The following is a 12,766-nucleotide window of genomic DNA, read 5'->3' on the forward strand; positions in this document are numbered from 1 at the left end:
AGTTTACCAAAAGTTAACCATTAAGCAAAGGTAACTATTAAGCGGTGGTAAACAATTCGAATTTTTCTATCAGGAGGAACTTACAGTGAACAACAAAAAATTGCGTTTCGGATTTATCGGCTGCGGCGGTATCGCCAATCAAAAGCATTTCCCGGCACTGGCTGCCTTGAGCAGCGAAGTCGAGCTGGTAGCATTCTGCGATATTGTCGAAGAGCGTGCACGTAAAGCGGCAGAGCAATACGGCAGCGAAAATGCAAGCGTATACACCGACTACAAGGAATTGCTGAAGGACGAAAGCCTGGACGTTGTGCATGTCCTGACCCCGAACGTTTCTCATTCGTATATCACTGTCGATGCCCTGGAAGCCGGCAAACATGTGCTTTGCGAAAAGCCGATGGCCATCAACACCGAAGAAGCGCAAAAAATGCTGGATGCCGCCAAACGCACCGGCAAAAAGCTGACGATCGGCTACCAAAACCGCTGCCGCGTGGATTCGCTGGCCTTGCATGAAGCTTGCGAGAATGACGAGCTGGGCGAAATTTATTTTGCCAAAGCGCATGCCGTACGCCGCAAAGCGGTACCTACCTGGGGCGTCTTCCCGGATAAATCGAAGCAAGGCGGCGGCCCGCTGATCGACATCGGTACCCACGCACTGGACCTGACGCTGTGGAACATGAATAACTACAAACCAAAGATGGTTGTTGGCTCCACGTACCAGAAGCTGAGCGATAACCCGATGGGCAACATGTTCGGACCATGGGATCCGGAGACCTTCGAAGTCGAAGACTCGGCATTCGGATTCATCAAAATGGAAAATGGCGCAACCATCTATCTGGAAGCGGCCTGGGCACTCAATGTGCTGGACGGCAAGGAAGCGCAAGTGACGCTGTGCGGCACGAAAGCAGGCGCCGAAATGCGCGGCAAAGCGTTCCTCGATGAAGGGTATGTGGTGTTCAATTCCGCGCAGCATGGCCAGCTGGTCGAAACCGCGCCTTCCGACGGCGGCGGTGTAGCGTACTTCAGCGGAGAGAGCCGCAAAGCCAACGCCGTGGAAGCCCGCATGTGGGTGGACGCGCTGCTGAACGACAAAGAGCCGCTCGTCTTGCCGGAGCAGGCACTGGTCGTAACGCAAATTCTTGAAGCGATTTACAAATCGGCGGAAACCGGTGAACCGGTATTCTTCTAATCCTACCGCCAGAAAGAAGGGCTCCCGATGAAACTTGGAGTATTCTCCGTACTTTTACAGCAGCTGCCGCTCGAAGAAGCGCTCGATGTGATTGCTGCCAAAGGGCTGGATGCGGTGGAGCTTGGAACCGGCGGTTATCCCGGCAACCACCACTGCAAACCCGAGGAACTGCTGGCCGATGCCGGCAAGCTGAAAGCATTCAAGCAGCAATTCGACGCCAGAGGGCTTACGATCAGCGCGTTAAGCTGCCACGGCAATCCGCTGCATCCGCAGAAAGCGGTTGCCCAGCAGTATCACGAGGAATTTATCCGCACACTCAATCTGGCGGAGCGGCTTGAGGTTCCGGTCGTTGTCGGCTTCTCCGGCTGTCCCGGCGATTCAGATGACGCGAAATACCCGAACTGGCCGGTTGCGCCATGGCCGAACGAATACGGCGAACTGCTTGCATGGCAGTGGGAGAACAAAGTGATTCCCTACTGGACCGAAACCGCTGGTTACGCGCAAGCGAAAGGCTTGAAGATCGCTCTGGAGCTGCATGGCGGTTTCTCGGTCCACACACCGGCTACACTACTGAAGCTGCGCGAGGCCGCCGGGGAAGCCATCGGCGCCAATCTCGATCCAAGCCACATGTGGTGGCAGGGCATCGATCCGATTCAGGCGATTCACATTCTCGGGCGGGCGGGTGCGCTGCATTACTTCCATGCCAAAGATACGGTGATCGATCCTGTGAACGTCAACCGTTACGGGGTCACGGATATGCAGCCGTATACGGCGCTGCTAGACCGCGCATGGAACTTCCGGTCCGTCGGCTACGGCCATGACGCCAAGACCTGGGCCGATATCATCAGTACGCTGCGGCTCGTCGGTTACGATTATGTGGTAAGCATCGAGCATGAAGACGGTTTGATGTCGGTCGGCGAAGGATTCTCCAAAGCGGTGGATACTTTGAAGCCGCTTTTGATCCGCGAACCGGCTGCCGAGATGTGGTGGGTATAAAGAAGCCCTAAGAAAGGAGGCTGCGCATTGGAGAACCAATACCCTTTACTGCGGATCATCCCGCTCTATTCCATTCAGACATCGATTATTTCCGAAAAGGATGCGGGCTCCATTGCCAGCCCGGACATCCAGATCATCTACGTGTTGCGCGGAGCGTTGACGGTTCACCGTCAGGCGCTCCAGCTTCCCCTAGAGGAACGCGGCTTCATACTGTTTAATCCGAACGAGGAATTCCGGCTCGAGGCGGGGGATGGACTGCTGGCTGCCCGGTTCCTCCTTCCGAAGGAGATCGTGGTGATGTTCGGCGGCCGCGAAAACACCCAGTTCTTCTGCTGCTCCGCGCGGGAGCGGAAAGCAGCCGACGAAGAGCTGCGAAGCATTTTTACCGGGATATTGCAAAGCCGGACCCGCAGGAACAATGGCAATCCGGTGGAAGAAATCAAGCTAACCTTCGATCTGCTGCATCTGCTGCAGAGCCGCTATTCGGTCGCCGTACCTGCAAAGGGGGCTGCTGCGGCAATCAATAAACCAAACCAGCGGCTCTTGGAGATCTGCACTTACATGCAGGCCAATTTCCGCCAGCCGCTGACGCTGAACGAAGTGGCCGAACGTCATTACGTATCGGTTCCGTATCTCTCCAAATCGTTCAAAAAAGAAATGGGCATGACCTTCTCCGAGTATCTCAACCGGATTCGCCTGGATTACGCGATTGCCCATTTGCTGTATACGGACCAGCCGATTACACGGATTGCCCTCGACAGCGGGTTTCCCAGCCTGACCGCCTTTAACCGCGTATTCCGGGAGATGCATCAACTGACGCCTTCGCAGTACCGGAAGGCAGCGCTGGATGCCAAAGCCGGCGCCCGGGAGGACCGGCCGGAGCTGCAGGGATCCCAGCAGGCGCTGGATGAACTTGTCGCGTTGCTTGCCCGCAGCGGTAATCCGGATGCCTGCGTAACCGTGCTCAATGCTTCCGCTGAACAAGGGCAGACCTACAAGCGGGTCTGGAAGGAATTAATCAATATCGGCTATGCCCGGGATCTGCTGAACTCCGATCTGCAGGAGCAGCTGACCCTGATTCATGGAGAACTGGGCTTCAGCTATGCCCGGGTCTGGGGAATCTTCAGTGAAGAGATGATGATCGAGGATCCTTCTGATCCGGATACAGGCTACAACTTCAGCAATATCGACAAGCTGATCGACATTCTGTTAAAGAGCCGGCTCCGCCCGTACCTGGAACTCGGCGATAAACCAAAGCTGATCCAGAAGAATGCGAGCCAGAAGATGGGCGCTGTTCCGGCGTTGCCGAAGCAGCGGACGGCGGAGGAATGGAAGCGCTTGATCCGTGCTTTCCTGATCCATTGCATCAACCGCTACGGCGGCGAAGAGGTGGAAGGCTGGTATTTCGAGCTGTGGCATTCCAGCAAACATGCGTTTCTGTCTGAAGGCGTAGACCATCTGGTGCGCGAGGAATACCGCACCGAGGGGATGGAGCAGTGGTTTGACGATTATTTCATCCGCTTCGAGCTGACGTGGAAGGAATTGAAGGAGCTGCTGCCGGGAGCCAAGCTGGGCGGCTGCGGGTTAAGCATGGATCTCGAGGGAAGGTTCCTTCCGCTGCTTCTGGACAAATGGAGCCGGCGGGAGATCCATCCGGATTTCCTGTCCCTGTACCTGTACCCGTATGAATTCACGCCATCGCCCGAAGGGACGGCATCGCTGTTTACGCATTCGCCCGATGAGCAGTGGATTCTGCATACGTTGCAATCGGTGCGGAGGCTGCTGGCCGAACGCCGTCTTGAGCACATCCCGCTGCATATCTCCGAATGGAATTTCAGCATCTCGAACCGTGATTATTTGAACGACAGTCTGTTCAAGGCTTCCTATATTCTGAAGAACATGACGGAGGCCATCGACGAACAATGCCTGATGGGCTACTGGCTGTACTCCGATATTTTCAGCGAGTTCCGGGATTCCAAACGCCTGTTGTACGGAGGCGCCGGGCTCATCTCCAAGAACGGGATCAAAAAACCGGCGTATTATGCTTTTTCGTTCCTGAACCGGATGGGCAAGCAGCTGATCGGCAAAGGCCGTGATTACCTGCTGACCAAACGGAGCGAATACCGTTATCAATTGCTCTGTTATCATTACCGGCATTTGGATGTTGATGCGCATTGCCCGGCGGAAGGGGGCTGCTTACCGGATGCACTGGATGATGCAGGCGGTCCGGCCGCCGAACCGACCGTGCGAAATTTTCGCCTGGAGGGACTGAAGGACGGCAGCTACCGGCTGAAACGTTCCTATGTGGGGAGCAGCCGCGGCAGCATTCTGCAGGAGTGGAAGCAATTCGGGGCCGTGCACGATATCCGTCCGGACGAAATCCAATTTTTGAAACAAATCTGCGTTCCAAGCATCTCCGTCGAACATGTCGAAGTGCGGGGCGGCAGCCTGGAGATCAGTAGCGTGTTGAAACCGCATGAAGTCGGCCTAATTGAATTGGAACTGCGTATGGATACGCTGTAAATCAATGCTAAAGAGAAGAGGGATTACAATGTCCAATATTAAACGTTGCGTGAGCTTGTACAGCTACCAGGACGAATATGCCCGCGGCAAAATGACGCTTGAGGATTGCCTCAAGGAACTGGCTGCAATCGGCGTGGAAGGCGTGGAAATTATCAGCGACCAGATGCTTTGGGGCGCTCCGGATGTATCGGATGAAGATATCGCCAATTGGAACCGGATTTTGCGCGAAACCGGCATCAAGCCGATCTGCAACGATATTTACATCAATACCGTGCTATACCGGAACCGCAGATTGACCCGTAAAGAGAATCTTGATCTGCTGAAAAAAGAATTGCGGCTCGCCCACAAGCTCGGAATCCATCTCGTCCGCCTTGTATCCTTAACGCCGACGGACATTATCGAAGATGCGCTTCCGCTGGCGGAGGAATTGGATGTTGTAATGGCGCTGGAGGTTCACGGCGGAATGGCTTTAGGCAATGGAGAGACCAAGAAATTCACCGACCTGATGTTCAAGCTGAACTCCCCTTACGTTGGGCTTGTGATCGATACCGGCATTTTCTGCCGCAAGCATCCACGGGTATCCACTTCATTTTTCCTGAACCAGGGGCTGAATCCTGAAGTCGCAGCGTATATCGACAATGAGTTCGCCAAAGGCAAAGACGTTGAGGCCATCAGCCATCAGCGCGTACTGCCGGAACCGCTCGAAAGCCTTATCCGCTCTCACACGGACCGCGAATACGTCCTGTTTGCCGGCGGCTACGAAAACCACGATTTCTCCGTGCTGGACGAATATTTGCCTTTCATCAAGCATTTCCATGGCAAATTCTTCGAAATGACGGAAGAGGGTACAGAATACTCCATCCCGTACAAAGAGTTGATCGATTATTTGAAAGCCAAAGGCTACGACGGCTACATCGCCAGCGAATACGAAGGCGGACGTTTTGCCCTGCCGGGTACGGAAATCGATGCGGTAACCCAAGTACGGCGGCATCAAGACATGCTGCGCAGCTACATTTAAGAGCATAGGAGGGACCAACGATGTTTGATAATTATGTACTCAGCGATAACAGTCTCCGAAACGTGAAAAAAGACGGCGTAACCACCGGCTTCGAAATGCGCACCCGTATTACGTACTATCGCGGAATTCCGCTCTCGATGGTGCATGACATTCAGGTTGAAGTAAACGGCGTGCCGGTACCGCGCGAGCACATCCGCTTCTCCCTAGACGGCGAACAGTATTTTACCTTAGACGAAATGACCACCGTTACCTTCTACAAATGGGAGTACGGCCAAGAAGGACTGGTGTACGTGGAACAGGAGGGCGGCCTGCCGGAGGGCGAGCATAAGGTGAAGCTGACCCAGGTGACCCGCGTAGCTTATATTCCGGTGCCTTTCTCGGGAACCCAGACGAAGACCATGACGGTAGCCGTTTAAGTTCCTACCTATTGAACGACAATAAACCCGGTGACCTCGATGCAGAGGCCCGGGTTTTTGTGCTGCCTTGCACTCCCGTATGATTCGATTTAGTATGGACTGGAATGCAAGGCGGATTATTTTACAGTAAAAAAGCTTGACCTGGAGTTAACTCCAGATCGTAAGCTTATTGCATACGCGAATAATGATTAAGGCAGGTGAGAGGCAGGATGTCCATGACAATCGCAGAGGTCAGCGAGAAATTCAATTTGTCCCAGGATACGCTCCGGTACTACGAACGGATCGGACTTATCCCCCCGGTTCCCCGCAACAAAAGCGGCATGCGCGCCTATACGGAAGAGGATTGCAAGTGGGTGGATTTCATCAAATGCATGCGGCAAAGCGCGGGGCTGCCGGTTGAGGCGCTGATCGAATATGTCTCGCTGGCCAGGCTGGGCGAAGATACGCTGGAAGCACGCAAGAGCCTGCTGGCAGAGCAGCGTGGGAAGCTGGCGGAGAAAATTGCAGAGCTGACGGGCACGCTGGCGCGGCTTGACGACAAGATTGAGCGTTACGATCAGACGATTTTGAAAAAAGAAAAAACACTGACGCACGCGGCAGCAGAACTTATATAAAAGGAGCGGTGTACGAATATGGAATATGTGAAGCTTGGTTCTACCGGTCTGGAGGTCTCCCGGCTGTGCATGGGCTGTATGAGCTTTGGTGTGGCGGAACGGTGGGTACATCCCTGGGTGCTGGACGAACAGAACAGCCGGCCGCTGATCCAAAAAGCGCTGGAGGCGGGAATCAACTTTTTTGACACCGCCAATGTGTATTCGGACGGCACGAGCGAGGAGATCGTCGGCAGAGCGCTGAAGGACATGGCCCGGCGGGAGGAGGTCGTGATTGCGACCAAAGTCTTTTTCCGGATGCACGAAGGACCGAACGGCGCAGGCCTGTCCCGCAAAGCGATCATGAATGAAATCGACAACAGCTTGAAACGGCTTGGCACGGACTACGTGGATTTATACCAGATTCACCGCTGGGACTATGAAACGCCGATCGAGGAAACGATGGAAGCCCTCCATGATGTCGTGAAAGCCGGAAAAGTTCGGTATATCGGCGCTTCGGCGATGTACGCCTGGCAGTTCCTGAAGGCAAATCATGTGGCGGAGCAAAACGGCTGGACCCGGTTCGTCTCGATGCAAAATCATTACAATCTGCTGTACCGCGAGGATGAACGGGAGATGCTGCCTTTGTGCAAAGCCGAGGGAATCGGCGTCATTCCGTACAGCCCGCTGGCTTCCGGCCGGTTGACCCGGGACTGGAGCGAATCCACGCTGCGTTCCGAAACCGACCAGGTGCAGAAGAGCAAATACGATCCGACCGCCGAAGCGGACCGGGTAATTGCAGAACGTGTGGCGGCGCTGGCCGAACGGCGAGGCGTTCCCCGGGCGCAGATTGCATTGGCATGGCTGCTGCATAAGTCGCCGGTGACGTCGCCGATTATCGGCGTGACCAAAATGCGGCATCTGGAGGACGGCGTCGCCGCGCTGGCGGTTAAGCTCTCCGCAGAGGAACTCGCCTATCTGGAGGAGCCGTATGTGCCGCATCCGGTGGTTGGGGCATTGTGAGTTCATTTTATAAGAACGGAGACATGGATTATGCAAAAGGTTACATTGAACAATGGCGTCGAAATGCCGATTCTCGGCTTCGGCGTCTACCAAATCCGGGATGCGGCGGATTGCGAGCAAAGCGTCTATGACGCGCTTGTGGCCGGTTACCGTTCGATTGATACGGCCGCTGCTTACATGAACGAAGAAGCGGTGGGCCGGGCGATCCTCCGGAGCGGCGTGCCGCGCGAAGAGATTTTTGTGACCACCAAACTGTGGGTGCAGGATACCGGATATGAGAATACGAAAAAAGCGTTCGCCGCTTCATTAGAGAAGCTGCAGCTCGATTACCTCGACCTGTATCTGATCCACCAGCCGTTCGGCGATGTCTACGGTTCCTGGCGCGCCATGGAGGAACTGTACCGGGAAGGCAAAATCCGGGCGATCGGGGTCAGCAACTTCCAGCCGGACCGTTTGATCGATTTAATCGTTCATAACGAGGTTGTGCCTGCAGTGAACCAGATCGAAACCCATCCCTTCCACCAGCAAATCGAAAACCAGCAATTCATGGAGACGCACGGGGTGCAGATTGAATCCTGGGGACCGTTTGCCGAAGGACGGAACAATATGTTCACCAACGAAGCGCTGGCCGGAATTGCGGCAAAACACGGCAAATCGGTCGCGCAGGTGATCCTCCGCTGGCTGACGCAGCGGAATGTCGTAGTCATTCCAAAATCGGTACGGAAGGAACGGATCGTGGAGAACTTCAACATTTTTGACTTCGAGCTGGATGCAGAGGATTTGGCGGCCATCGGCGCGCTGGATACCCGGGAGAGCGTCTTCTTTTCCCATCGTGATCCGGAAGTGGTCAAACAAATCGGCTCCTTGAAGATTCACGGGTAACCATTCATAGCAACCTTCTAGAGCATATTGAAAAGCCTCCCGCTTGGGGAGGCTTTTTCTGACGTTATATTTTGCGGCAGGAACCGCGCTCCACAAAACGCGTGTCGACCTTTACCTTGGTATGTACCGTTGTCTCTTCATGAATCGCCCGGATCAGGAGATCGACGGCCAGATGCGCAAGCTGCTCTTTCTCCACATGGACAGTCGTTAGTTCCGGGGTCATGATCAGCGACTCCTGGATGTTGTCGAACCCGACCACCGACACATCGCCGGGGATCGCAAAGCCCAGCTCCGTTAAAGCTTTCATGGCGCTGATCGCCATATAATCGCATTCGCAGAAGAAAGCCGTCGGAAACGGCTGGCCGCTGTTTTTTAACTGCTTGAGCTGTTGGCGCAGCGGCTCCTGGGAGGAGAAGAGGGTAGGTGGAACGGCCAACATGTTGCCTTTGGCGACCCCAAGCCGATGTTCCTCAAGCGCGGCGAAAAATCCCCGCCGCCGCTCAGCGAAATTATGCAGCGGTTCGTCGGACGAAACATAGCCGATATTGCGGTGCCCGAGTCCCGCCAGATAACTGCCTGCCTGATACGCCCCCATATAATTGTTAATCTCCACAAAATGCACCGGAATCGCTTCGTAGCAGGTATCCAGCACAATTAGCTGCGGCAGCTTCGCTGCCAGTTCAGCAATCTTGCGTGCGTCCAGATTGGTGCCGAGCAGAATAACCCCGCTTGCGCGGTCCTCGATGAGGTTCTGAACTCCTTGTCCATATTGGCTCTCCTCGATTGCCGAGAAGATCAGCGAATATCCCCTTGCCCGGCAACGTTCCTCGATATGATGAATCAGTTCGCGAAAAAAGGGCTGCTGGTAATAATCATTATGAACCAATCCGGCGTTGGTGAAGACCAGGAAACGCAGCGACTTCCCTTTCGACTTGGCCTCGCTGGCCCGGCTGCGGACGGTATAGCCCAGCTCATCCGCCAGTTGTAAAATCCGTTCGCGGGTGTCCGGCCCAACGCCCGGTTTACCGTTCAGCGCGAGCGAAACCGCGCCTTTGGAGACCCCGGCCCGTTTGGCCAATTCCTCCATGTTCATAGTGTTTACCTCCACTCCCTGTTTTGTTTAGTATGTTTAGTGTAAGGGATGGGCTGGAAATAAGCAAACCGTGAATCCATTTGTTAGGGAACGCCTGGTAGAGAAAATCCGGTTTGAAGCATCAAGGAATACAAATAAATATGTCGTATAGGAATAAAACTTTGGCAAGAAGATTCTTTCAAGTTGAATGGGGGGGGGGGGGGGACAGTTTAGTTTAGTTGTTTAGTTCCTCTTTTTGAAGTTATTTTTTTAAGAGATCCACATATAAACTCATTATTGACGTAAGAATAGCTATGTTGTAGGATGAGGGTAGGTAAACGATCTCGAATATTTAATTTTTTGTTTAGTCAATATGTTTAGTTGATGTTGAGAGGAGCATTGCTATGTTAGCTAATGAATCTTCACAAGTAAAAGCAGTCCTAACCGTTCCGGAGCAGGTCTCCAAATGGGACATTTGCGAGCTTGTTTTGATGGGAGCGCTGGTCCACGGCAACCCTTTTACAGACGTTGAACTGAGTGCGGAATTCACGTGCGGCAGCCGGACGGTGCGCACTTCCGGTTTTTATGACGGCGATGGCGTATACCGTATCCGATTGATGCCGGGTGTAGAAGGCGAATGGGCGTTTCGAGTAAGCAGCACAGATGCTGCGCTCGACGGGTTCGAGGGTTCATTTGTCTGCACCGGCGCAAAAGCCGGTAATCACGGCCCGGTTCGTGTCCACAACACTTTCCATTTTGCTTACGAAGATGGTACGCCGTACCGCCCGGTCGGCACGACCTGTTACGCATGGGTGCATCAGGGCGAAGAGATGGAGCGGCAGACGCTCGAATCTTTGAAATCGGCTCCATTCAATAAGCTGCGGATGTGTGTTTTTCCGAAGTCTTATCTTTATAACACGAATGAGCCGGAGTTTTATCCGTTCGAAGGTTCGCTTGAAACCGGGTGGGATTACAGCCGGTTTAACCCGACGTTCTTCCGGCATCTGGAGGAGCGGATTGCGGATTTGGCGGAGCTTGGCATTGAAGCCGATCTGATTTTGTTCCATCCGTACGACCGCTGGGGGTTCGCCGCAATGACGGAAGAACAGGATGACCGCTATCTGCGTTACGTGGCGGCCCGCTTGTCCGCCTACCGGCATCTGTGGTGGTCGCTGGCCAACGAATATGATTTCATGGGTACCAAAACGCTGGCGGACTGGGAAAGGTATGCCCAAATTGTCACCGCAAACGATCCATATCATCACCTGATCTCGAACCATAACGGCTCGGTCTTTTACGACTTCAACAAGCCATGGGTAACCCATTGCAGCATTCAGCGCGTCGACGTATACAAAACAGCGGAAAATACCGATGAGTGGCGGAAGCAATGGAATAAGCCCGTCGTTATCGACGAATGCGCCTATGAGGGCGATGCCGAATATGGCTGGGGGAATATCACCGGGGAAGAAATGGTGCGGCGGTTCTGGGAAGGAGCCGTGCGCGGAGGTTATGTCGGGCATGGCGAGACGTATATGCATCCGGAGGATAAAATCTGGTGGGCGAAAGGCGGGTCACTGTACGGCACCAGCCCGGAACGGATCGCTTTTCTGCGTAAAGTGATTGAAGAAGGGCCGGCCGACGGTTTGAACTTGAACCCGCCGCGTACGGAATGGGATTTACCTTGCGCCGGGATCGAAGACGAATATTACCTGTATTATTTCGGGTTCAACCGGCCGAAGTTTCGCGAGTTCAGAATGACGCCGGGCGTGGCTTACAAAGTGGAGCTGCTGGATACCTGGAACATGAACATCGAAGAATTACCGGGCCGCTATGAAGGCAACTTTCGGATCGACCTGCCTACCCGGATGTATATGGCGATACGGATGACGCGCATCACCGAGTAATTTATAGGGTTACAGATTCATAGATCGAGAGGCGAGCAACATGTGGAAGATTGGTGTGGTAGGGGCCGGTTACTGGTCCGAAAAACATTTAAAAGCATGGCTGCGCATAGAGGGGGCGGAGATCGCCGGAATCTGCGACCTGGATCGGTCCAAGCTTGTTCGCAAAGCAGAAACCTACGGAATATCCATGGATTCACGATACGCAAGTCTGGATGAGATGCTGGCCGGGGCGGATGTGGATGTGATCGACATCATTACCGCACCGGACACGCATTTGGAACTGGTGCGGACAGCGGCCGCCGCCGGCAAACACATCATGTGCCAGAAGCCGTTCGCCCGCTCCCTGGAGGAAGCGCAGGAGATGGTTGAGATATGCGAGGCGGCGGGCGTTCGGCTGATGGTGACGGAGAATTGGCGCTGGATGGCGCCTTTTCAAGAAATCCGCAAGCTTCTGGACCGCGGCGCCGCCGGACGGCTGCACACGATCCGCTATATTCATACCGACTATTATTCGCCGCGGTTTGCGCCGGAGAATGTGCTGCCGCAGCCGTTTTTCCGGGAGATGCCGCGAATGCTCTTTTACGAAATGGGCGTACATTGGTACGATACGTGGCGGTTTCTGTTCGGTGATCCAAAGCGGCTTTACGCGGAAACGCAAAAGTTCAGCCCGCATATTGCTGGAGAAGATGCAGGATTCGTTACGCTTGGGTATGACGGCTGCATAGGACTGATGGATATGAGCTGGGCAACCCGCCGCGACCTGCCTGGCCCACTGGAGCATCCGGTGCTGCCGAATCATCTGGAGCAAATGATCATTGAGGGCGACCGGGCCACCCTTAAGCTGTACGGCAACGGAACGATCACCATGGTGGACAACAAAGGAATGGAGACGACGGTATCCGCAAACAACGGGCTGGATTTTGAAGAAAGCCATTACCGGCTGCAGTCGCATTTCATCCATTGCTTAGATACCGGGGAGGCGTTCCAAACGAGCGGGCGGGATAATCTGAAGACGCTGGAGCTGGTGTTCGGCACGTACCGGAGTGCGGCGGAGCATCAGGTGATTCATTTCGGCGACTGAGCTAATTTTCGCTTGTTCACCTCATGAAGTTTTTGACCGTTTCGATTCCGCTTGTTACAATGGGGTAAATTAACG

11 protein-coding genes are annotated in these 12,766 nt (G+C 54.3%); 10 read left to right on the forward strand and 1 reads right to left on the reverse strand.

The window, feature by feature from the left end; all coding sequences use genetic code 11:
• Positions 1 to 85 precede the first annotated feature (85 nt).
• From BMW84_RS04355 to BMW84_RS04390, 8 genes are all read left to right on the forward strand, one after another.
• Positions 86 to 1,186 carry a Gfo/Idh/MocA family protein gene (locus BMW84_RS04355; protein ID WP_091064864.1) on the forward strand — a complete coding sequence of 367 codons (1,101 nt, stop codon included), beginning with the start codon at positions 86 to 88 and terminating at the stop codon, positions 1,184 to 1,186.
• Between the two features lie 27 nt (positions 1,187 to 1,213).
• Complete coding sequence (locus BMW84_RS04360) at positions 1,214 to 2,182, forward strand: sugar phosphate isomerase/epimerase family protein (protein WP_091064865.1); 969 nt, start codon at positions 1,214 to 1,216, stop codon at positions 2,180 to 2,182.
• Positions 2,183 to 2,209: 27 nt separating this feature from the next.
• Positions 2,210 to 4,705 (forward strand): GH39 family glycosyl hydrolase, encoded by a 2,496-nt coding sequence (locus tag BMW84_RS04365; protein WP_091064868.1) that lies wholly within the window; start codon positions 2,210 to 2,212, stop codon positions 4,703 to 4,705.
• Positions 4,706 to 4,733: 28 nt separating this feature from the next.
• Positions 4,734 to 5,723: a sugar phosphate isomerase/epimerase family protein gene (locus BMW84_RS04370; RefSeq protein ID WP_091064871.1), complete on the forward strand. Its 990-nt coding sequence runs from the start codon at positions 4,734 to 4,736 to the stop codon at positions 5,721 to 5,723.
• Between the two features lie 20 nt (positions 5,724 to 5,743).
• Entirely contained in the window at positions 5,744 to 6,139 is a 396-nt protein-coding gene (locus tag BMW84_RS04375) for a C-glycoside deglycosidase beta subunit domain-containing protein (protein ID WP_091064873.1), read from the forward strand.
• A gap of 215 nt (positions 6,140 to 6,354) precedes the next feature.
• Positions 6,355 to 6,753: a MerR family transcriptional regulator gene (locus BMW84_RS04380; RefSeq protein WP_091064876.1), complete on the forward strand. Its 399-nt coding sequence runs from the start codon at positions 6,355 to 6,357 to the stop codon at positions 6,751 to 6,753.
• A gap of 18 nt (positions 6,754 to 6,771) precedes the next feature.
• Complete coding sequence (locus tag BMW84_RS04385; protein ID WP_091064879.1) at positions 6,772 to 7,752, forward strand: aldo/keto reductase; 981 nt, start codon at positions 6,772 to 6,774, stop codon at positions 7,750 to 7,752.
• 30 nt (positions 7,753 to 7,782) lie between these two features.
• Complete coding sequence (locus BMW84_RS04390) at positions 7,783 to 8,634, forward strand: aldo/keto reductase (RefSeq protein ID WP_091064881.1); 852 nt, start codon at positions 7,783 to 7,785, stop codon at positions 8,632 to 8,634.
• A gap of 64 nt (positions 8,635 to 8,698) precedes the next feature.
• On the opposite strand, the gene BMW84_RS04395 is transcribed toward BMW84_RS04390, so the two are convergent.
• The gene (locus BMW84_RS04395) at positions 8,699 to 9,727 is read right to left on the reverse strand and encodes a LacI family DNA-binding transcriptional regulator (protein WP_175498669.1); all 1,029 of its coding nucleotides are present in this window, start codon (positions 9,725 to 9,727) and stop codon (positions 8,699 to 8,701) included.
• 383 nt (positions 9,728 to 10,110) lie between these two features.
• Here BMW84_RS04395 and BMW84_RS04400 point away from each other — a divergent pair, with 383 nt between their 5' ends.
• On the forward strand, positions 10,111 to 11,610 hold the full coding sequence (locus tag BMW84_RS04400; protein ID WP_091064887.1) for a DUF5605 domain-containing protein: 1,500 nt from the start codon (positions 10,111 to 10,113) through the stop codon (positions 11,608 to 11,610).
• A gap of 40 nt (positions 11,611 to 11,650) precedes the next feature.
• A complete protein-coding gene (locus tag BMW84_RS04405; protein ID WP_091064889.1) occupies positions 11,651 to 12,691 on the forward strand; it encodes a Gfo/Idh/MocA family protein in 1,041 nt (346 codons plus the stop codon).
• Positions 12,692 to 12,766: the final 75 nt, after the last annotated feature.

It is taken from the genome of Paenibacillus sp. NFR01 (assembly GCF_900111565.1).
Classification (GTDB): domain Bacteria; phylum Bacillota; class Bacilli; order Paenibacillales; family Paenibacillaceae; genus Paenibacillus_AQ.